General features: G+C 69.5%; 16 protein-coding genes and 1 tRNA gene. 8 read left to right on the top strand and 9 right to left on the bottom strand.

Annotated features, from left to right (window positions below):
* Window positions 1-538 precede the first annotated feature (538 nt).
* From U743_RS01715 to U743_RS01700, 4 genes are all read left to right on the top strand, one after another.
* Complete coding sequence (locus tag U743_RS01715; RefSeq protein WP_084191284.1) at window positions 539-2620, top strand: TonB-dependent receptor family protein; 2082 nt, start codon at window positions 539-541, stop codon at window positions 2618-2620.
* 45 nt (window positions 2621-2665) lie between these two features.
* Complete coding sequence (locus U743_RS01710; protein ID WP_043765034.1) at window positions 2666-3169, top strand: hypothetical protein; 504 nt, start codon at window positions 2666-2668, stop codon at window positions 3167-3169.
* An 81-nt stretch (window positions 3170-3250) separates the two neighbouring features.
* A complete protein-coding gene (locus tag U743_RS01705) occupies window positions 3251-4711 on the top strand; it encodes a trypsin-like serine peptidase (RefSeq protein WP_043765032.1) in 1461 nt (486 codons plus the stop codon).
* A 58-nt stretch (window positions 4712-4769) separates the two neighbouring features.
* Window positions 4770-5699 (top strand): alpha/beta hydrolase, encoded by a 930-nt coding sequence (locus U743_RS01700; protein WP_043765030.1) that lies wholly within the window; start codon window positions 4770-4772, stop codon window positions 5697-5699.
* A gap of 2 nt (window positions 5700-5701) precedes the next feature.
* Here the strand turns inward: U743_RS01700 and U743_RS01695 are convergent, their stop codons facing one another.
* Window positions 5702-6973, bottom strand: a complete 1272-nt coding sequence (locus U743_RS01695; RefSeq protein WP_043765028.1) for an ABC1 kinase family protein — start codon at window positions 6971-6973, stop codon at window positions 5702-5704.
* Between the two features lie 319 nt (window positions 6974-7292).
* Here U743_RS01695 and U743_RS17860 point away from each other — a divergent pair, with 319 nt between their 5' ends.
* Entirely contained in the window at window positions 7293-7871 is a 579-nt protein-coding gene (locus tag U743_RS17860) for a thermonuclease family protein (protein ID WP_156966296.1), read from the top strand.
* 25 nt (window positions 7872-7896) lie between these two features.
* Here the strand turns inward: U743_RS17860 and U743_RS01685 are convergent, their stop codons facing one another.
* The 4 genes from U743_RS01685 to rplM form a co-directional block, all read right to left on the bottom strand.
* The gene (locus U743_RS01685; protein WP_043765025.1) at window positions 7897-8793 is read right to left on the bottom strand and encodes a recombination-associated protein RdgC; all 897 of its coding nucleotides are present in this window, start codon (window positions 8791-8793) and stop codon (window positions 7897-7899) included.
* An 81-nt stretch (window positions 8794-8874) separates the two neighbouring features.
* A tRNA-Gln gene (locus tag U743_RS01680) sits at window positions 8875-8948 on the bottom strand.
* A gap of 64 nt (window positions 8949-9012) precedes the next feature.
* On the bottom strand, window positions 9013-9408 hold the full coding sequence (gene rpsI, locus U743_RS01675; RefSeq protein WP_043765024.1) for a 30S ribosomal protein S9: 396 nt from the start codon (window positions 9406-9408) through the stop codon (window positions 9013-9015).
* 15 nt (window positions 9409-9423) lie between these two features.
* Window positions 9424-9852: a 50S ribosomal protein L13 gene (gene rplM / locus U743_RS01670; RefSeq protein ID WP_043765019.1), complete on the bottom strand. Its 429-nt coding sequence runs from the start codon at window positions 9850-9852 to the stop codon at window positions 9424-9426.
* A gap of 172 nt (window positions 9853-10024) precedes the next feature.
* Between rplM and U743_RS01665 the strand changes: the two genes are divergently transcribed.
* A complete protein-coding gene (locus tag U743_RS01665; protein WP_052367408.1) occupies window positions 10025-10561 on the top strand; it encodes an outer membrane lipoprotein in 537 nt (178 codons plus the stop codon).
* Between the two features lie 33 nt (window positions 10562-10594).
* Here the strand turns inward: U743_RS01665 and U743_RS01660 are convergent, their stop codons facing one another.
* The 3 genes from U743_RS01660 to U743_RS01650 are packed head-to-tail and all read right to left on the bottom strand — an operon-like array spanning window position 10595 to window position 12961.
* Window positions 10595-11560, bottom strand: coding sequence for an NAD(P)H-dependent flavin oxidoreductase (locus U743_RS01660; protein WP_043770673.1), 966 nt, complete (start codon window positions 11558-11560; stop codon window positions 10595-10597).
* A gap of 43 nt (window positions 11561-11603) precedes the next feature.
* Entirely contained in the window at window positions 11604-12152 is a 549-nt protein-coding gene (locus U743_RS01655; protein WP_052367407.1) for an NUDIX hydrolase, read from the bottom strand.
* The gene (locus tag U743_RS01650) at window positions 12149-12961 is read right to left on the bottom strand and encodes a 23S rRNA (adenine(2030)-N(6))-methyltransferase RlmJ (protein WP_043765015.1); all 813 of its coding nucleotides are present in this window, start codon (window positions 12959-12961) and stop codon (window positions 12149-12151) included. The genes U743_RS01655 and U743_RS01650 overlap by 4 nt, the downstream gene beginning before the upstream one ends.
* Here U743_RS01650 and U743_RS01645 point away from each other — a divergent pair.
* Complete coding sequence (locus U743_RS01645; RefSeq protein ID WP_084191282.1) at window positions 12960-15728, top strand: PD-(D/E)XK nuclease family protein; 2769 nt, start codon at window positions 12960-12962, stop codon at window positions 15726-15728. The two genes, U743_RS01650 and U743_RS01645, sit on opposite strands and share 2 nt — an antisense overlap.
* Window positions 15725-19063, top strand: a complete 3339-nt coding sequence (locus U743_RS01640; RefSeq protein WP_043765011.1) for a UvrD-helicase domain-containing protein — start codon at window positions 15725-15727, stop codon at window positions 19061-19063. Before U743_RS01645 ends, U743_RS01640 begins: the two co-directional genes overlap by 4 nt.
* Here U743_RS01640 and U743_RS01635 read toward each other — a convergent pair.
* Window positions 19053-20435 (bottom strand): sigma-54-dependent transcriptional regulator, encoded by a 1383-nt coding sequence (locus tag U743_RS01635; protein ID WP_269530711.1) that lies wholly within the window; start codon window positions 20433-20435, stop codon window positions 19053-19055. The two genes, U743_RS01640 and U743_RS01635, sit on opposite strands and share 11 nt — an antisense overlap.
* Window positions 20436-20438 lie beyond the last annotated feature (3 nt).

Genomic DNA, 20438 nt, shown 5'->3' with positions numbered 1-20438 from the left:
GGCGCTACACGGGCCATTGCTCCGCGAGCACGGACCACGTTAGGTGCGGCATGAGCGGCGCAATCACGGTTGAGCGCAGCTGCAAGCTGGAGGCATCGCCAACGGCGGTTAGGGCTTCGGTCAGATGCTTCCACGCACCCGGACGCTGCCATCCTGGCGCTATCGATACGCATAACAGCATCGCAGCGACCACGACCAGCACCCCGCGGCTGCTGAGGCTGAACGGGGGTGCCTCCAGCGCCGAGACCCTGATCTGTCGCGAAGACCGTGCGCGAAACCACCAGTACCGCATACTCTGCAGCCCGCTACCGATTTCCGATTGCGTGGAGATGCATTCGGTCTCAAACGCCATGAGCGGGCGCCAAAAGCATTGGGCAGCGAGCAGACCACCTTTCGGCCAAGGGCGTCTCCGACGCCGAGGCCGAAGCTGCCATTACCGACCTTTAGGACGCAGGCTTGTAGACCCTGCAAGACCTATTCGTCACAGCTTGACCGCCCAGCGCACCAAAACCTATTTCGCTTCGAAGGGGCCTTCTTAATGCCGCTTTACCATCGATCGCATCGTGCTCTGTCTATCGGACTCGCGCTGGCGCTAACGCTCCCGCTACCCGCATGGGGCGGCGAGCAGCCTGGCTTCGACCCAATCGTTGTTACCGGCACACGCATCGAGCGCGCCCTGCCGGACACGCCGGCCGGCGTGACGGTCGTGGACGAAACGACCCTGCGCGAGGGCCGGCAGGGCCTGCAGCTGGATGAGGCGCTGGCACGCGTGCCGGGGCTCTTCCTGCAGAACCGCTACAACTTCGCGCAGGGCCAGCGACTGTCGCTGCGCGGCTTCGGCGCGCGCGCCCCCTTCGGCGTGCGCGGCATCCGCATCCGCGTCGACGGCTTTCCGGAAACACTGCCCGACGGCCAGTCGCAGATCGATTCGGTGGATCTCGATACGGCCACGCGCGCTGAAGTACTGCGCGGGCCGTCCTCGGTGCTTTACGGCAACGCCGGCGGCGGCGTGGTGTCGGTGGAGACCGCCGACGGCCGCAGCCATTCCGGCACCAGCATCCGCGCCCAGGCCGGCGGCGACGGCTTCCGAAAGATCGCCGCGCGCAGCGGCGGAAGCCAGGGTTCGCTCGACTACCACGCCGGTGTCAGCCATCTCGACTTTGACGGTTGGCGCGAGCAGAGCCGGGTGCGCAAGACGCTGTTCAACGCCAAGCTCGGCTGGGAACCGGCCGAGAACCAACGCCTGGAGGCGGTCGTGACCGTACTCGAGCTACCGCAGGCCGAAGACCCGGGCGGTCTTAACCTGAACCAAGTCGCCGCCGATCGCCGCCAGGCCACGGACACCGCGAAGAACCTGGATGCCGGCCAGGATGTGGCACAACGGCGTCTCGGGCTAACGCATCGCCTCGGCACCGGCGGCGGCGAGCTGGTCACGCGCGGCTTCTTCACACGCCGCGATTTCGAGCAGATCCTGCCCTTCGGCTTTCCGGGCGTGGATAACAACGTCGTCGCCTACCAGCGCGACTTCTTCGGCGGGTCGAGCGAGTACCGCGACGACCTCGCCATTGCCGGCCTGCAGAGCCGCTACACGGTGGGCATCGAGGCGCAGCGCCAGCGCGACGACCGCCGCCGCCAGGGCATAGACGCCGACGGCCAGCGCACCGCGCTGTCGGAGCGACAGCAAGAACAGGCCACCGTCGTCGCCGGCTTCGGCCAGCTCGATATCGCTCTGCTGCCGCAGCTCACCGCCAGCCTGGGCGTACGCTGGGACCGTCTGCGCCTTACCATCGACGACCGCCTGCTGGACGACGGCGACGACAGCGGCCGGCGCGAGTTCACCGAAGCCAGCTACAGCGGCGGCCTGGTCTGGCGGCTGACCGGTGACCACCGCGCCTACGCCAGCGTCGCCACCGCCTTCGAATCCCCGAGCTTCACCGAATTCGCCCGCCCCGACGGCGAGGCCGGCTTCAATCCTGCCATCCAGCCGCAGGAAAGCCTCAACCGCGAGATCGGCCTGCGCAACGGCTTCGGCGGCACTTTGCACTACGACCTCACGCTGTTCTCGGTGCGCGTAGATGACGAGATCACGCCCTTCCAGCGCGAGGGCCGCAGCTTTTTCCGCAACGCCGGGCAGACCGACCGCGATGGCGTAGAGGCGATGGCCATCTGGCGACCTATGGAGCAGTTGGACCTGACCGCCAGCTATACCTACGCACGCTTGCGCTTCGACCGCTTCGAAGACACCGAAGGCAACGATTTCTCCGGCAACGATCTACCCGGCATTCCACGCCAGAACGCCTTCGTCGAGGCCGCCTGGCGCGTGCCCGGCAAGGGCTTCGCCGCCATCGACGCACAGTTCACCGGCAGCCGCTATGCCGAGAACGCCAACGCCCTGCACGTCGCCGGCTACACCCTCGTCAACGCCCGCGCGGGCATCGAGCACCGCCTAACGGAGACCGTCACCGTCGAGCTCTTTGCTGGCGTCAACAATCTGCTCGACCGCGACTACATCGCCAATCTGCGCGTCAACGCCAACGAAGGCCGGCCTCTCGATCAGCGCGGCTTCTTCGAGCCGGCGCCGGGTCGACACTTCTACGCGGGGGTGGCGCTTCGACTCTAGTGCCACGAGGCGCTAGGCTTGGTGGACCGCTCTGCGAGGGTTCCCATGCGCATCACCAGCCTCTTCTTGCTACTCGCCGTTCCGCTTCTGGCCAGCGCTCAGGGCGATGGCGCACACCGCTTCGGCGAGTGGCTGCACTACACCGTGCCGGCCGAGGGCAGCGAACCTGCCATCGAGGTCGTCGAGACCCGCCAACCCGTGCGCGGCATCAGCGTCATCTACAGCTGCACGCAGCACCTGGAGGGGCCAGAGGAATCGCTGCTGCTGCTCAACCCCGGCTTCGCGAACATGAAGGACGCACAGCGCTTCGACGCGCTCTTCACCTTCGGCAAGGACACACGTCGCGAATACGCCGACGCCGGCCTGCAGGCCGACCCGGAGCACGGCACTCTCGATGTGGTGAGCGGTCGCGACCAGGTGCTGCGTCACATGCAGCGCTACAGCACCTTCATCATCACGCAGGACGACAGCCCCATAACCACCATCGCCATCCCCACTACCGGCTTCGAAGAAGCCCTGAACGTGGCACGCCAGCGATGTGGGCTCTGAGCGCCATGCGCGACACAGGCAAGGTCTCCCCGCAGCCGACACACCGGCGGTAGACTGCCGCAAACAACGCGGGAGACGATTATGCGCAGCGGCATCATGAATGCTGGAGGTCGAGGCCTCGGCACGGCACTGCTGATGGTAGCCCTTCTGCCATTGCAGGCCACCGCGGATGTGGATGCCCTGCCTCTGCATACGGCCACCCCCGAGCAGGTCGCGGTCGCGCGCGCCCAGCAGGGCCACGAGCACGGACCGCTGCGCTTCGCCGTCGCCACGCCGATCAACCTTGGCGTCGATGACGGTGTCTGGGAAACGTTGGACGACAGCACGCTACGCTGGCGCACCCGCATCAGCTCGCCGGACGCGCGCAGCCTCAGCCTTCGCCTCGACGAGTTCTCTGGTGCCCCTGATGCGCAACTCTGGCTGCGCAGCGCGGAAACGGGCATGACGCAGGGGCCTTACGACATCGGCGACGTCGATGACGAGGGAAGGCTGTGGACCGCCATGGTCTTCGACGAGACGATAGTGGTCGACCTGTTGCTACCAGCCACGCAGCGCGAGGCGCTGCAGTTGCGTATCGGAGGGGCGCACCACGGCTTCCGCGATCTGCGCAAGCAGTTGAGCCCGGGGGCCTCCGGCAGCTGCAACATCAACGTCGCTTGCGCGCAGGGTGATCCTTGGCGCGACCAGGCGCGCTCGGTCGCCGGCCTCGTCGTGGATGGCACAGGCTTCTGCACTGGCAACCTCGTCAACAACAGCGCGCAGGACGGCGATCCGCTCGTTGTCACCGGCCATCACTGCGACTTTCGCGCCAATAATGCCGGCTCGCTGGTCGCCTACTGGAACTTCCAGGCCGATCGCTGCAACGGCAGCAACGCGGCTTTCGATCAGAGCCAGAACGGCGCCGAGTTCGTCGCCACGCACGAAGCCTCCGATCACACACTGCTGCGACTGGATGAGGTACCGGACGAGGCCTTCGGGGTCTTCTACACCGGCTGGGACGCCAACGCCGATGCCGCGGTCGATAACGGCGTCACGATCCACCACCCCCAAGCGGACCTGAAGAAGATCAGTCTCTTCAACAACCCCGCGACCAAGGATGTCGAAACCATCGACGGGCAGACCGTTGACACCTGGAACATCACTTGGGATCAGGGAACCACAGAGGCCGGTTCCAGTGGTGGCGGCTTGTGGAATGCAGAGCAGAAGCTGGTGGGCGTGCTCTTCGGTGGCAACGCGAGCTGTTCTCGGCCGAACGGCGAGGATTTCTATGGCCGTCTCGATGTGGCCTGGGAAGGCGACGGTACGCCGCAGACCCGGATGCGCGACTACCTGGACCCGCAGGACCAACTCGATGGCACTGGCGATCTGAGCCTCGGCGGCCGCGATCCCTTCGGCGCACCACCGGGCCTCTGGCCCGATCCGGGATCGGAGCCGGAGCCCGACGTCGGTTCAGGCGGCGGCAGCTTCTGGGCACCGCTGCTGGCACTGGCCGCCTTGCTGCGCCGTCTGCGCCGTCTGCGCCGGCCGATAGCCCGCCGCTGATGGCGGCCGCGCTGTGCTAGCTTGAACTTCCATAGCGAGCATCTGGCGGGAGACCCGGATGGCCGACAACGGCAAGAGATTCGAGAGAAGCAACACGGTATTCGGCAGCTGCACTGCCAGCTGTGCAGCCTGGCACTACCGCCCCTCGCAGCCAGCCCTGGCCAGCGCTGCGGGCAGCCCCTGCATTGTCATGGCGCACGGCTTTGGCGGCACACGCGACGCCGGGCTGGAGCCCTTCGCCGAATGCTTCGCCGAGGCTGGGTTGCACGTGCTGCTCTTCGATTACCGCCACTTCGGCGCCAGCGAGGGTGAGCCGCGCCAGCTGATCTCCATCAGCGGCCAGCAGGCGGACTGGCACGCCGCCATCGCCCACGCGCGCGAGCTGGAAGGAGTGGACGGTGCGCGCATCGGCCTCTGGGGCACCTCCTTCTCCGGTGCCCACGTCGTCGCCGTGGCGGCGACCGATCCCGAGATCGCTGCCATCAGCTCACAGGCGCCGATGCTCGACGGCATGGCCACGCTGCGCTCGCTGATTCGCAATGCCGGCATGGGGCTGGTGGCGCGTGTCAGTGTCGCGGCGCTGCGTGATCGGGCGGCTGCCATGGTAGGCGCCGGACCGGTGACCTTGCCCATTGTCGGCGCACCTGGCGAAGTGGCGGCCATGAGCACACCGGACGCCCTGCCCGGCTACACCGCGATCACGCCGCCGGAATGGGTCAACCGCTTCTGCGCGCGGGTCATGCTGGGCTTCGCCAACTATCGGCCGGTACGCTCGGTCCGCCGCCTGCGCTGCCCGGCGCTTTTCATCGGCTGCAAGCAGGACGTCATCACGCCGCCCGAGCCTGTGCGCCAGGCCGCCAAACTCGCGCCCGATGCCGAGCTACTCGAGCTGGACATGGGGCACTTCGACGTCTACGTCGGCGAGGGCTTCGACCAGGCCAGCAGTACGCAGAGGGACTTCTTCCTGCGGCGACTCGCCACGGGCTGAACTCAGCGCGCCTTGCGCGCCACCGCGTGCAGCACGGCGCGCATGCGCACGCGTGCGCCGAGATGACGCTGCATCCAGTACATGCCCGATAGCGTGCGCATGACGAAGACCAGCTCGGGCACCGGCCGGTGCGTGAAGGCGGTGCGGAAATGCTTGCGCGCCACGCGCCGGGCATCCTCGATGATGTGACCGTCGCTGAAGTCGAAACGCGGCGCTGCGGTGAGCGGTCCCGCAACGACATCACGCACATCGCGGTACATGGCAATCTCCGCGGCACTGGGCGCCGTCTCTGGCTCGACAGCGCCAAGGGCCGCCAGCGCCTCGTGTACGCGCGGCCAATCGTCGTCGAGGGCACCGGCCAAGGCCGCCAGCATGTGGCTGCGCGTCTCCGGCCGCACAGCTACAGCGCAGCCGAAGTCGTAGACGCTGATGGCGCCGTCCTGATGGAAGCCGAAGTTCCCAGGGTGCGGGTCGGCGTGCAGGAAGCCGTCGTCGAAGATCTGGGCGACCACCCAGCGCGCCATATTGTCGCCGAGGCGATCACGCTCGGCCTGCGGCCATTGCCGCGCCTGCTGAAGGCTGGTGGATTCCTCCCAGCTCGTCACCAGCGTCGCCTCGGTACACAGCGCCTCGACCGGTTCCGGCATCCGGACGAAGGCGTGCTTGCGGCCGGCGCGCATGCGCTGCAGGCTGGCCAGTTCGCAGCGATAGTCGGTTTCCTCGACGAAGCGGGCGCGCACTTCGTCCAGCACCGCATCCAGGGCCGCGCCGTCCACCGGCATGACGCGGGCCATGCGGAACAGCCGACCCAAAGCCGCCACATCCTCGTCGATGGCTGCGCGCACTTCCGGGTAGCGCAGCTTCAGCGCCACAGGTGTGCCGTCATCAAGCCAGGCGCGATGCACCTGACCGATGGAGGCCGCGGCCGCGGCCGGTTCGGCGATGTGAGCGAGGCGCACGCGCTGATCGGGCGTCCAGGCCGCCGCCATCACCGGCTCCATCTCGGCCAGAGAACGCGGCGGCGCATCGCGCTGCAACTGACGCAGCGCGTCGGCCAATTCCTTGGGGAGCAGATCCTCGTACTGCGAAGCGAGCTGGCCGAGCTTCATGGCCGCGCCCTTCATCTCGCCGAGCATCTGTAGCCAATCGGCGCCAGTAGCAGCCCAGAAGCGCCCGCGCGCCTCCGGATCGCGCATGCCGCGCACGCGCGCACCCAGCGAGCGCCCCATCGTGCGCGCGCCAGCCCAGAACAGACGGCGCGACCGCCCACTCATCGCCCGCTGTCCTCGGCGGCTTGCACGCTCATGCGGAAAGCATAACGCTATCGTGGCGAGCACCCGCACACGTCGAAGCGCGAATAAAAAAGGCCCCGATCGAGGATCGGGGCCAGTTGGCCGGCAAGCTTGAATCGGGAGAAGCGCTGCTACCGGCCACAGGGAGAGTCTCTAAACTACGCTCGCGATCGGCGTATAGGGGCCTCAGGGCGACGGATGGTTCACCTGCGGGGATGGGCGGGACGAACGGCGCGGCGCAAGCGATAGACGGCGCAAGAATGCGGCGTTCTATGCCGTGGCGGGCTATCATCGGTACGTGATGACGCGAAACAGCCCCCGCCCCGCCATTGCCCTGCTGCTCGCCGGCCTTCTCGGCGGCTGCGCTCTCTTCGGCGAAGACCGCCCAACACCGGCGCGCAGCTCCGGACCGCCCGAGCGCTCCTTCTGGTTCCTGGAGCGCAGCGAAGCGCCACCCGAGCCGACCGAGACTATCGGTGGGCGTGTACAGGTGTTGAACGGGGACACGGTGCGGGTCGACGACACGCTCGTTTATCTCGCCGGCATCGATGCCCCGGAACCGGAGCAGCTTTGCCGCCGCGCATCGGGCCTACCTTACCGCTGCGGCGAGGATATGGCGGCGCTGCTCGAGCAGCGCCTGCAGCGCGACCGGGTGGTCTGCGACATCGCCCCCATCGAGGGCGCCGAGAACCGCGCCTTCGGCTACTGCCGCCACTACGGCACGAATCTCAACGAATGGATGGTGCGCCAGGGCTACGCTGTAGCGACCGGCCCCGAGTCCCCCTACGTCGCCGCCGAGCGCGAGGCCGCCGAGAATGCTCGCGGCCTTTGGCAGGGCATCTTCGAGCGGCCGGCCGACTGGCGCGAACGCCAGGAGTAGCCACTGGCGGCACCTTCGGGCAGCGTCAGGCAGCGTCCTCGCTGCCGCTCAGTGTCTGCAGCAGGTCGTCGACCATGCCGCCCAGCGTGTGGCACATCAGCATGAAGTCCGCGGCGAAGGCCGCGTTCGGGTCGGATTCGGCGTCGTTGTCCGATTCGCTCTCGGCAATCTGCAACCGCTTGATCTGCATCTGATCGTCGATGGTGAAGCGGATCTGGTCGCGCCAGCTCACACGCAGGCGCTGGACGAACTTGCCGGCCGAAAGATGCTGGCGGATCTCGGGCAGATCCAGGCTGTGGCGCGCGTAGCGCACGGCCGGACGCTCCGCCTGCGGGCTGACCAGCTCGCACTCGTCCTCCAGCACGAAGGGAGACGGCGCCTCGCCACGCGCCAGCCACTGCGTCAGCTGCGCACCGGGGGAAGGCTCGCACGACGGCGGTGCGAAGCCATTGCCCTCCACGCTCTGCCCAAGCAGCGCCACCAGCGACTCCGCCGCAGCCGCGCTGGCGGCATCAACCACCAACAACCCGCGATCCGGATCCAGCCATGCGCGCGTCACCCGCCGCTGGCCGAAGGCACGCGGCAGCAGTTCATTGGTCACCTGCTCCTTGAGTTCGCGCACGTGCCGCTTGGAGGGCGCGAAGCCCTTGACCTGCTCGAAGCTCTGCGCGCGCGCGGCGGTCTCGTCACGAATGACCGTGGCCGGCAGCACCTTCTTCTCCTCCGCGTAGGCGAAGAGCATCTGGCGGTCCTGCGAGAAGACGAGCTGCGCGTCACCCCGCGGCGACACCCAGCCCTCGGAGCGCCATTGCAACCCGCTCACCGGCTGCAAGGTGCTGGCGGCGAGGGCTTCCTCGAAATCGGCGGGGGCAAGCTGCCAGCGATTACCGCTGACGAAGATCTGGAGATTCTTGAACCACATCGTAGACGGCAACGACCTCAGGCGATGCGGGAGACAGCCCCCGCAAATGACAAGGCCCGCACACGGCGGGCCTGTCGGAAATGGCTGGGGGACTAGGATTCGAACCTAGACTGGCGGTATCAGAAACCGCTGTCCTACCGTTAGACGATCCCCCAGCAGGGACGCAAAAGCTACCAGAGCCCGGCGCCGCTGCAAAGTGCGGCGCCGAGACCCCGGAAATCAGCGCTTGCTGAACTGGACGCTGCGACGCGCCTTGCGCTTACCGACCTTCTTACGCTCCACGGCACGCGGGTCGCGCGTGATGAAACCGGCCTGACGCAGCGGCGACTTCAGCTCGGGGTCGTAGTCGGCCAGCGCACGGGCGATGCCGTGGCGAATGGCACCGGCCTGGCCGCTGGGACCGCCACCGGCGACGGTGATGTAGAAATCGAAACGGTCCAGCGACTCCACCGTCTCCAGCGGCTGGCGCACGATCATGCGCGAGGTCTCACGACCGCCGAAGTAATCCTCCAGCGACTTGCCGTTGACCGTGATGCTGCCCGATCCGGGACGGAGGAAAACGCGGGCGGCGGCGGTCTTGCGGCGGCCCGTACCGTAGTTCTGCGTAGCGCTCATGGGAATGCGTGCTCTTTAGAGAGTGACGGCAGCGGGCTGCTGCGCGGTGTGCGGATGCTCGGCGCCGGCGTAGACCTTGAGCTTGCCGTACTGCGCATAGCCCAGCGGGCCGCGCGGCAGCATGCCCTTGACGGCCTTCTCGACCACGCGCTCGGGGTGCTTGGCGAGCAGATCGTTCAGGTTCGTCGACTTGATGCCGCCCGGAAAACCGGTGTGGCGCCAGTAGATCTTGTCCTGCATCTTCTTGCCGGTCACGCGCACTTTCTCGGCGTTGATGACGACGACGTAGTCGCCCACATCCGCGTGCGGCGTGAACTCCGGCTTGTGCTTGCCGCGCAGGCGGCGCGCGATTTCACTGGCCAGGCGGCCAAGCGTCTGGCCCTCGGCGTCGATGACCACCCAGTCGCGCTTGGCGTTCTGGGCATTGGCAAAGAAGGTCTTCATGCGTTGATATCCGTCGACAGCCGCTGGCGGGGCGGCTTTGGGGAGCCCGGAAAAGGCGCGAGATGATAGAGGCTGAGCCGCCAGCATGCAAGCCGCCGCCCGGGCCGGCGGCTCATGCCGCGTTCAGCCAGGGCGCGCATCATACCTGCAGGAACACTCGGAGGTCTGCGCCATGACCATCACCGCATCACGCATCGCCCCGCTTCGCCTCGGCCTCGGCCTCGTCTTCGGCGCACTGCTCGTCGGCTGCACGGGCGAGGCGCTGGAATCCCAGCCCGTGGATGCGGCCGAGGAGGCAGCCGAGCAGGCGTCCGCGCCGAGCACCCAGAGCCAGCCGACGGCTGCCGCAAGCGCGCGGCCCGCCGCCCCTCGATGCGACAACTGCGGCACCGTGGCCAGCATCACGCCGATCGAGCGCAAGGGCGAGGGCACCGGTGCCGGTGCCATAGGCGGCGCGGCCGCCGGCGGCGTCATCGGCCATCAGATCGGCGGCGGCAGCGGCAAGAAGATCGCCACGGTCGTGGGGGCCATCGCCGGCGGCTACGCCGGTCACAAGGCCGAGGAGCGCATCCGCAGCAAGACCGTCTACGAAGTCGCTATCCGGATGGACAACGGACAGACGCGGCGCTTCGAGATGGTCGACGCCGGCCATCTGCGCGAAGGCCAGAAGGTCGCGATCCACGGCGACTCGGTGGTCGTGCGCAACTGACGCACGACCACCGGGCGTCGCGGCGGGGCCCGCTCAGGCGCCCAGAAGCCGGGTGCGCGCCGCCTCGTACTCCTGCGCCAGCTGTTCGACGATCTCCGCCGTAGGCAGCACCTCGCCGACCTGGCCGACACCCTGCCCCGCACCCCAGATGTCGCGCCAGGCCTTCGACTCGCTGCCGCCACCCGAACCGAAATCCATGGTGCTCTTGTCGCCGGCGGGCAGGTTGTCGGGGTCCATGCCCGCGGCAACGATGCTCGAGCGCAGATAGTTGCCGTGCACTCCGGTGAAGAGATCGGTGTAGACGATGTCCTCGCCGCTCGAATCCACCACCGCCTGCTTGTAGGCATCGACGGCGTTGGCCTCCTGGCTGGCGATGAAGCGCGTACCGATGTAGGCCAGATCGGCCCCCATGGCCAGCGCACCCAGCACGCTGCCGCCCTGGGCGATCGCGCCGGAGGCGATGATCGTGCCGTCGTAGAAGGAGCGCACCTCCGGAATCAGCGCGAAGGGCGACAACCGCCCGGCATGACCGCCGGCTCCGTGACAGACGAGGATGAGGCCGTCCACGCCCGCCTTCAGCGCGCGCTCGGCGTGCTTGATGTTGGTCACGTCGTGAAAGACCAGGCCGCCGTAGCTGTGCGCCGAGGCCACGACCTCGTCGGGCGCGCGCAGCGATGTGATCTGGATCGGCACCTTGTAGCGCTCGCAGAGGCCGATGTCGTGCTCCAGCCGCTTGTTCGAGGCGTGGACGATCTGATTGACGGCGAAGGGCGCGATGGGCGCGGTCGGGTCGGCAGCGCGTGCGGCATCCAGCTCGCTGCTGATGCGCGCCAGCCATTCGTCGAGCATCGATTCCGGCCGGGCGTTCAGTGCCGGGAAGGACCCGACGACGCCGGCCCGGCACTGGGCAATGACCAGTTCCGGATTCGACACGATGAACATGGGTGAGCCGATGACGGGCAGTCGCAGGCGGCCCTGCAGCGCTTCGGGAAGGGACATGCAGAAATCCTTGAGGTGAAAGGTTTCGGTGAAAGCCTGCGAATTATCGGCCGGAATCCGGATCGGCGCTCGGCATACCGCGCCCGGCGAAGAACAGGCCGGCATAGACCTTCGGCTCCACCGCCAGCCCCTCGGCCGCGCGCGCGGCCAGCCAGTCCGGCGCCGCGTGCAGCGGCACCAGGTGCGTGACGATGTCCTCGCCGTCGACCCCGCCCCCGCTGCCGACCCGCTTCAGCCCGCGTGCCAGCACCATGTAGGTGCGCTCGGAGGTCAGCCCCGGCGCCGTCGGTCCGCTCATCAGCAACTCGGCCGTATCCGCGCGGAAACCGGTCTCCTCCTCCAGCTCGCGCAGCGCCGTCGTTTCGGGCGCCTCGCCGAAGGCATCGTCGCCGACGATACCGGCCGGCAGCTCGATCGTGCGCCCGCCCACCGGGTGGCGAAGCTGCTCGACCAGAACGATCTCACCCGCCGCCGTCAGCGCCACCACGGCGGCACCGCCACCACCGATGGTTCGCTCGGCATACTCCCAGCGCCCGTCACGGCGCAGGGCGAGAAATCTTCCCCGGTACAGCGTTTCGATCGCTCCGCTCATCCTTCGATCCATTCCAGTCGGTGGGTGGCCCGCGGACCGCGCGCGAGCTTGCCGGCCATCCAGCCCAGCGGCTCCACGAGCTGGCTGTCCAGGCCATAAGGGGGGTTGACCACGGCCACGCCGCAGGCGTGCATGCGCCCGCCCCCGACATCGCCGTGATCGAGCATGGCGTGCCAGACGGGCTTGCCGAAAAAGCGCGCCACCCGCCGCAGCATGCGATCGCACTCCACGGCGTTCTTGCGCGCGTACCAGAGCATGTGCACGCCGTGACCGAAACGCGCCGCGCAGCGACCGAGCAGATCGCCGACCGCGCGCAACTCGTCGGGGCGCTCGAAGGGCGGGTCCAGCAGGACGAGGCCGCGTCGATGGCGTGGCGGCAACAGCGCGTCGACGCGGTAACCGTCGCGCTGCTGCACCACCACGCCGTTGCCGAGATGCCGCTGCAGGTCGGCGACGATGTCGGACTGCGACTCGAGCGCGATCAGCTCGTCGCCCGGCCGCGCCATGCGCAGCGCCAGCCAGGGCGATCCGGGGTAGCGGTGCGCACCGGCAGCACGCACCAGCCCGAGGAAGGCCTCGACCGACGCGGGGGCATCCTCTGCCGCCAGCAGACGGCCGATGCCGTCGCGCCATTCGCCGGTGCGCCCCGCCTCGGCATCGTCCAGCGCATAGAGCCCGGCACCGGCGTGGGCATCGACGAAGGACCACGGCGTGGTCTTGCGGTTCATCGCCGCCAGCACCGCGACCAGCACGCAGTGCTTCCAGACGTCGGCAAAGTTGCCGGCGTGATAGGCGTGACGATAGTGCATGGCGCCATCATACGGCCGTACGCAGCACCTGCCCGAATTGGCCTACCCTCGCGCCATGCAGAGCATCTCGCGCCAAGACCTCTTCAGCGCCTGGCAGGCCGATGCCGGCGACCCGCCCGTGCTCTGCGCGACGCGGCGGCTGGCCGATGCGCTGGCCCACGACTACGCGCGCCAGCGCAGCGCCGCGGGTGCAACGGCCTGGCGCGCGCCGGACTGCCTGCACTGGCGCGCCTGGCTGGCCGACCGCTTCCAGCGCCATGCCCAGGCCGAGGCGACCGCCGGCAGGATGCCGCCGCGCCTGCTCGCCGATGCCGAGGCCCTCGTGCTGTGGCGCGGTGTGGTGGAAAGCGCCAGCGCCGAGCGCCCCCTGCTGCAGACAGCGGCGATGAGCCGCCTCGCCGCCGAAGCGTGGCAGCTGGCCCACGACTACACCATCGCGCTGCCACTGGCTGCGCCCGACGACGAGGACGCCAGCGCCTTCGACGGCTGGGCGCAGAGCTTCCACGAGCGTCTGCAGCGACTGCACGCCCTCAGCGGCGCCGAACTGCCCGCACTGCTGGCACACGCCCTGGAGGCGGGCCGGCTGCCGGCGCCGCCGCGACTGGTGCTCGCCGCACTGGAGCGGCCGACGCCGGCGCAGCAGCGGCTGCTCGCGGCGCTGCAGGACGCCGGCAGCGAACTGCTGCACCTGGAGCCCGCAGTCACCGCACCCGCGACGATCCACCACCAGGCTTGTGCGGACGCACACGCCGAGCTCGATGTCACCGCGCGCGCAGTGCGCGATCTCGCCCAGCACGAGCCGGAGGCGCGCATCGGGGTGGTCGTGCCCGACCTCGCGCAGCGCCTCGAACCCTTGCGCCGCCGCTTCGACGCCGTCCTCTGCCCCTGGCTATCCCCCGGCGACGATCCGGCACAGCGGCCCTACGCCGTCAGCCAGGGTGACACCCTGGCGGGACAGCCCGTGATCGCCGCCGCGCTCGACTGGCTGGACTGGGCGACGACGCCCGCTGGCCGTCCCTTATCGGCGGCGGTGCGCTGCCTGCACACGCCCTATTGGCTGGGTGCCGGGGAAACAGGCGCCATCGCCCGTGCCGAGCGCGCGCTGCGCGACCACGGCTACGAAACCCTGAAGCTTGGCGCCACCGCGCGCGCGCTCGGACGCTTCGGCGCCACCGGAGCCGCCGAGGCACTCGCCGCCGTCGATCCCGGCCGCGACCGCGCCCCGCCTTCGGGCTGGGCGCAGCGCTTCGCGGCCACGCTGCAGCAGCTGGGCTGGCCGGGCCGGCTGGACAGCGCGGAGTATCAGGCCCATCGCGCCTGGAACGAGGCACTGGCCGCCTTCGCACGCACGGATGCGCTCTGCGGCGCGCTGAGCCCGCACGCGGCCCTGTCGCGGCTGCGCGAATTGCTCGGCCAGCAGCCCTTCCAGCCTCAGGGCGGCGCCGCCCGCATCCAGGTCCTGGGCCTGCTGGAGGCAGCCGGACTGGCCTTCGACCATCTCTTCGTTCTCGGTATGGACGAGACGGCCTGGCCACCCGAAGCGCGCCCCGTACCGCTGCTGCCGGAGGCGCTGCAACGCCGTGCCGGCATCCCGCAGGCAACCGCCGATGGCCAGCTCCTTCGGGCCCGCGGCATCGGCGAGGCCCTGCTCGGTACCGCCCCGGCCGTCACCCTGAGCTGGGCGGCCACCGTCGACCAGCAGCCAAGCCGGCTGTCGCCCTTGTGGCCCTCTCCCGACGCCGCACCCGACACCGCCTCCGCAGCGCATCCGCCCGCCTGGCAGACACTGCGCGCGGCCGCGGCCGGCGAACGCTGGCGCGACGAGCGCGCCGACCCTCCGGACGCCACGCAAGCCCTGCCGGGCGGCGAGCGGCGGCTGGGCGAACACGCCGAATGCCCCTTCCGCGCCCTGGCGCACTTCGGCCTGGCCGCCGACGCACCGACCGAGCCCGAACCGGCCCCGGATGCCCGCGAGCGCGGCATCCTGGCGCACGAGGTCATGGCCATGATCTGGCGCCGCCTGGGTGACAGCGAAGCGCTGCACGCGCTCGACAGCAGCTCCCAGCAGGCACTGGTCGCCAGCTGTGTGGCGGGCGCCGTGGCGCGCCGGCAGGAACGCGCGCCGCACCGCTTCAGCGCCGGTGTCGCCGCGGTGGAGACGCGACGCCTGCAGCGCCATGCCGAGGCGCTGCTGGATGCCGACCGGCAACGCGCCCCCTTCTCGGTGGAATGGCTGGAGGGTGCGCCCCCCGACGGCGCCGAAGGCCGGCAGGATCACGAACTCGCGCTGCACGGCCTGACGCTGCGCGTACGGCCCGACCGCGTCGACTTCGTGCCCGGCTACGGACGCATCGTCATCGACTACAAGACCGGTCGGGCCGCCACACCGGTCGCGCATACGCTGACCGCACCCCAGCTCGCCGTCTACGCGGAGCTGGTCGCCGATTGCGTGGGCGTGGCCTACGCGGTTCTGCGTGCCGGCGACGCGGGCTACGTCGGCCTCGTCGACAACGACAGCCGCGAGGCATTGCCGGCGCTGACGCCGGTGGACAAGCTACAGCGCGCGGCGCGCGATGTACTGGACGCAGCCGATTGGGAGGCCGTCCGCCGGCTGTGGGACGCGCAGCTCGCCGCCACCGCCACCGGCATCCGGGCCGGCGATGCCACCGTGGCGCCGCTGCCCGGCGTCTGTGCGCGCTGCGACCTGCAACCGCTGTGCCGCATCCACGAGTCCGATGCGCTGGCCAGCGCCGAGGGCGAGGCATGAGCAACGCCGACCTCGCCGCACGCGACGGCGCACACCGCGAGCGCGCGCTCGACACCGCCGGCAGCTTCATCGTCCAGGCGCCCGCCGGCTCGGGCAAGACCGAGCTGCTCACCCAGCGGGTGCTGGCGCTGCTGGGCGAAGTGGACGCCCCCGAGCAGATCGTGGCCATGACCTTCACGCGCGCGGCCGCAGCCGAGATGCGCCGGCGCATCCAGGGTGAACTGGCCAGCGACCGACGCCCCGAGGACTGCAGCGCCGAGCACGAACGCCGCACGCGCTCTCTGGCCATGGCGGCGCGTGCGCGCAACGCCGAGTGCGGCTGGCAGCTGGAAGCCGCCAGTTCGCGCCTGCGCATCCTCACCATCGACGGCTTCTGCGGCCTGCTGGTACGACGCGCGCCCTGGCTCTCCGCGGCCGGCGGCATGCCCGAGTTGCTCGACGACGCGCGCCCCCTCTACACCGAGGCCGCGCGCCGCGCCATTGCGCACCGCGACGCCGAGGGACCGCTCGGCGAAGCCCTGCGCCACGCCCTGGACCGCCTCGACGGCGACGCCAACCGGCTGGCGACGATGCTGGCCGAATTGCTGGGCCGGCGCGACGCCTGGCGGGGCATGCTGTCGGCCGACACCGGAGCCATGCGCACCGCACTGGAATCCGCCCTGGCCGCGCTCTGCGACGAGGCCCTGCAGCGCGCGCGCGCCACACTGGGCGAAGCGCAGTGGGCCGCGTGGTGGGAGTCGGTCCGCGCGGCGGCGCGCGCGCTGGCCAACGACGAAGCCCTCCAGGCCGCCGTCCGCCTCGGCCATCTGCCGTGCGAAGCGGCGGAATGCGGTCACTGGCCGCGGCTGTGCGCGCTGCTGCTCAAGCAGGACGGCGGCATCCGCCAGAAGGTGACGAAGAACGACGGCTTCCCCACCACCGACCGCGAGGCGCTGGAAGCGCACAAGGCGCTGCTGCAGTCGCTGCAGGCCACCCCCGGCGCCGAGGCCGCCATCGGCGCGCTCGCCGGCCTGGTGGCACCGCACTACGACGACACCCAGTGGCGCGCGCTGGCCGACCTGCTCGCCGTCTTCCGCCAGGCACTGGGGGAGCTCACGCTCTGCTTCGCCGAGCAGGGCGCAGTGGATCACACCGAGATCGCGCTGCGCGCGCTCGACGCCCTGGGCGACCCCGAGCAGCCGAGCGCGTTGCTGCTGCGCATGGACAACCGCATCCGGCATCTGCTGATCGACGAGTTCCAGGACACCTCGGACCTGCAGATGCGGCTTCTGGAACGGCTCACCGCCGGATGGGCGCCTGGCGACGGGCGCAGCCTCTTCCTCGTGGGCGATCCGATGCAGAGCATCTACCGCTTCCGCAGCGCCAACGTGGGCCTCTTTCTGCAGGCGCGCGATCAGGGCGTCGGCGACTTGCCACTGGAAGCCCTGCGGCTGTCGCGCAACTTCCGCTCGCAGGCAGGTATCGTCGACTGGGTCAACGACGCCTTCCCGCACATCCTCGGCGCCGACGACTTCCAGCGCGGCGCCGTGGCCTACGAGACGGCGAGCCCCACGCATGCCGCTCAGCCCGGCGCAGCCGTGCAGTGGCATCTCTGCGACGAAGCTGAAGAGGCCCGCCGCATCGCCGAGCTGGCCCAGCAGGTCGCTGAGGACGAGACGCTGGCCGTGCTCGTGCGCGGTCGCAGCCATCTGCGGGCCATCCTGCCGGCGCTGGCCGCAGCCGGCGTGCGCCCGCAGGCGGTCGACATCGAGCCGCTATCCGAGAAGCCGGTGGTCGAGGACCTGCTCGCCATCACGCGCGCGATCAATGATCCCGCCGACCGCATCGCCTGGCTGGCCGTGCTGCGCGGCCCCTGCTGCGGCCTGCCGCTGCCGGCATTGCAGACGCTGTGCGCCGCGGCCGGCGCGGGCGAGCCCTTGTGGCCCTTGCTGGACGACGAGGCGGTGCGCGCCCAGCTGGACACCCCGGCGCGCGACCGACTGGAGCGCGTCCTGCCGGCGCTGCGCGCCGCCATGCGTCAGCGCGGCCGACAGCCCCTGGCGGTACGCGTCGAGCGTTGCTGGCGCGCCCTCGGCGGCCCCGCCTGCCTGGCGGAGGACACCGCGCTGGATCATGCCCACGCCATGCTGGAAGCCCTGGCCACGGCCAGCGACGGCGGTCCGGACATCGACGCCCAGACGCTGCGGCATGCCCTCGACGGCCTCTACGCCAGCCCCGGCGGCGACAGCGACCCCCGCGTGCAGATCATGACCATGCACAAGGCCAAGGGCCTGCAGTTCGATCACGTCGTCCTGCCGGGGCTGCACCGCAAGCCGCCGCCACGCCAGCGCCCGGCAGTGGTGCAGTCCAGCGTGCTCGTCGACGAGCACGAGCATCCGCTGCTGGCACCGCTGCCGCGCAGGGACGACGACAAGGACCCGCTCTTCCGGCTGCTGCACGGGCAGCTCGAAGGCGCGCGCGATGCCGCCGAAGCCGATCGGCTGCTCTACGTGGCGGCAACCCGCGCCGTACAGCGCCTGCATCTTTTCGCCGACGTCGAACGCAAGAGCGACGGCGGCATCAAGACCGGAAGCGGCCTGCTGGCGCACCTGTGGCCCGCCGTCGGCGGTGACGTCGCGCGCGCCCTCGACGAGGCCGAAGCCGAAGCGCCGGCTACCGGCAGCCCGCCGCCCACGCAGGCCGACCGTGGCCCGCAGGAGCTGATCCGCCTGCCGCAGGACTGGGGGCCTCCGCCCGAACCCGCCGGCCTGCCCGCGGCCAGCGCGCCGGCCGTGAAGCTGGAGTCACTGCCGCCCTTCGACTGGGCCGGCGAGCGCGCGCGTGTGCTGGGCACGCTCTATCACCAGTTGGTCGAGTGCATCGCCCGTGACGGGCCGGAACGCTGGGACGGCGCCCTGCCGGGACAGCGCGCCTGGCTGCTGGCGCAGGCACGCGCCGCCGGCATGGGTGACGACGAGGCGGCCGCGGTCGCGGAACGGGTGCTGGAAGCCGCCGCGATCACCCTCACCGACGCGGACGGCCGCTGGCTGCTGCGCGCACATCCCGGGGGCGCCGACTGCGAACTCGCCATGGACACGATGGTCGACGGCGTCTTCCGACGCCTGCGCATCGACCGCAGTTTCGTCGATGCCGAGGGCACGCGCTGGATCGTGGACTACAAGACCGGCAGTCACGAGGGCGGCGATCTCGACGCCTTCGTCGACAGCGAGATCGCGCGCTACCGCGGTCAACTCGAAGCCTACGCGCAGCTCTTCGCCGATGAAGGCCGGGCCGTGCGACTGGCGCTCTATCTGCCCTTGCTACCTCAGGGGCGGCGACTCCACATCATTGGCTGATGCCAGCCGCACCATCATCACTGCGGCGCAGAGCGTGCTTCTTCAATTTGTACCAAAGGGTACGTTCACTGATGCCGAGCAGGGAGGCGGCGCGTGTCTTGTTTTCTTCCGCCGCGGCCAGTGCCGCCCGCAAGTAGCGGACTTCGAGAGCATCCGTCGCAGCGGCCAGATCGAAGCTGGTGATCGCATCGGCATCAGTTTCCGGCGCGTCCTGCGCGTGCTCTTTCTTCAGGGGAAAATGGGGAAGGTCGAGCAGTTCCGCATCCCCGGCGAGGATCAACGCTCTTTCCACCACGTTGCGCAGCTCACGCACATTGCCAGGCCAGTCATAGGCGCGAAGGTGCGCCGCCAACGCTTCGCCGATGCGCGGTACCGGGCGCGCGCCGCGGCTTTGCTCGATGAGATGCAGTGTCAGCGGCACGATATCGTCCGGGCGCTCGCGCAGGGGCGGCAATGCGATCCGGAAGACATCCAGGCGATACAGAAGATCCGTGCGCAGCAGGCCCGCGGAAACGGCCTCGGCCGGATCACGATTGGTGGCTGCCAGGACGCGGAGATCCAGCTGGCGGCTGCGATTGGAGCCAAGACGCTCGACCGTCTGCTCCTGCAGGACCCGTAACAGCTTCGCCTGCAGCGCCATCGGCATCTCGGTCAATTCATCGAGAAACAAGGTGCCGCCGCTGGCCAGCTCGAAGCGCCCCACGCGCTCGGAAACCGCCCCCGTGAACGCCCCCCTTTCATGGCCGAAAAGCTCGCTTTCCAGCATGTCGGCCGGAATTGCCGCGCAATTGATCGGCACAAAGAGATTCTCGCTACGCTCCGAGGCGGCGTGTATGGCGCGCGCGACAACCTCCTTGCCGGTACCCGTCTCCCCCGTGATGAGGACACTGGCTTGGGTTGGCCCTACCTGATCGATCGCCCGGCGGACTGCCTGGATACCGGCGCTGGCGCCAACAAGTCCGTGCCCGCTGTGCGTAACCTGATCGCGCAGGAAACGATTGGCGCGCAGCATCCAGCCTTGCTGGACGACCCGTTCAATGGCGAGTTCCAGCGTTTCCCGGTCGAAGGGGCGCTGCAGGAAATCGATTGCACCCAGCTTCATGGCCCCGACAGCAGCGTCGATACTGCCGTGCGCCGAGATCATGATGAGGGGCAGATGGATGGCCTCTTCACGCATCGTTCGCAGCAGTCCGACGCCATCCAGCTCCGGCATGCGCAGATCGCTGATGACGAGATCGAACTCGTCGTTGCGCAGCATCTCCATCGCTTCAAGCCCGTTGCCGGCGCCGGCACACTCGTGCCCCATGCGCTCGAGCATGATCTGCAGCACGCGCAGCATGCTCGGCTCGTCATCGACGGTCAGGATACGCATCGC

Source organism: Algiphilus aromaticivorans DG1253 (genome assembly GCF_000733765.1).
In the GTDB taxonomy this organism is placed as follows: Bacteria; Pseudomonadota; Gammaproteobacteria; order Nevskiales; family Nevskiaceae; genus Algiphilus; species Algiphilus aromaticivorans.
This window is presented reverse-complemented; position numbering and strand designations above follow the sequence as displayed.

Coding starts and splice junctions, on each gene's coding strand:
- U743_RS01715 (WP_084191284.1), top strand. CDS start 539: ATGCCGCTTTACCATCGATCGCATCGTGCTCTGTCTATCGGACTCGCG.
- U743_RS01710 (WP_043765034.1), top strand. CDS start 2,666: ATGCGCATCACCAGCCTCTTCTTGCTACTCGCCGTTCCGCTTCTGGCC.
- U743_RS01705 (WP_043765032.1), top strand. CDS start 3,251: ATGCGCAGCGGCATCATGAATGCTGGAGGTCGAGGCCTCGGCACGGCA.
- U743_RS01700 (WP_043765030.1), top strand. CDS start 4,770: ATGGCCGACAACGGCAAGAGATTCGAGAGAAGCAACACGGTATTCGGC.
- U743_RS01695 (WP_043765028.1), bottom strand. CDS start 6,973: ATGAGTGGGCGGTCGCGCCGTCTGTTCTGGGCTGGCGCGCGCACGATG.
- U743_RS17860 (WP_156966296.1), top strand. CDS start 7,293: ATGACGCGAAACAGCCCCCGCCCCGCCATTGCCCTGCTGCTCGCCGGC.
- U743_RS01685 (WP_043765025.1), bottom strand. CDS start 8,793: ATGTGGTTCAAGAATCTCCAGATCTTCGTCAGCGGTAATCGCTGGCAG.
- rpsI (WP_043765024.1), bottom strand. CDS start 9,408: ATGAGCGCTACGCAGAACTACGGTACGGGCCGCCGCAAGACCGCCGCC.
- rplM (WP_043765019.1), bottom strand. CDS start 9,852: ATGAAGACCTTCTTTGCCAATGCCCAGAACGCCAAGCGCGACTGGGTG.
- U743_RS01665 (WP_052367408.1), top strand. CDS start 10,025: ATGACCATCACCGCATCACGCATCGCCCCGCTTCGCCTCGGCCTCGGC.
- U743_RS01660 (WP_043770673.1), bottom strand. CDS start 11,560: ATGTCCCTTCCCGAAGCGCTGCAGGGCCGCCTGCGACTGCCCGTCATC.
- U743_RS01655 (WP_052367407.1), bottom strand. CDS start 12,152: ATGAGCGGAGCGATCGAAACGCTGTACCGGGGAAGATTTCTCGCCCTG.
- U743_RS01645 (WP_084191282.1), top strand. CDS start 12,960: ATGGCGCCATCATACGGCCGTACGCAGCACCTGCCCGAATTGGCCTAC.
- U743_RS01650 (WP_043765015.1), bottom strand. CDS start 12,961: ATGCACTATCGTCACGCCTATCACGCCGGCAACTTTGCCGACGTCTGG.
- U743_RS01640 (WP_043765011.1), top strand. CDS start 15,725: ATGAGCAACGCCGACCTCGCCGCACGCGACGGCGCACACCGCGAGCGC.
- U743_RS01635 (WP_269530711.1), bottom strand. CDS start 20,435: ATGCGTATCCTGACCGTCGATGACGAGCCGAGCATGCTGCGCGTGCTG.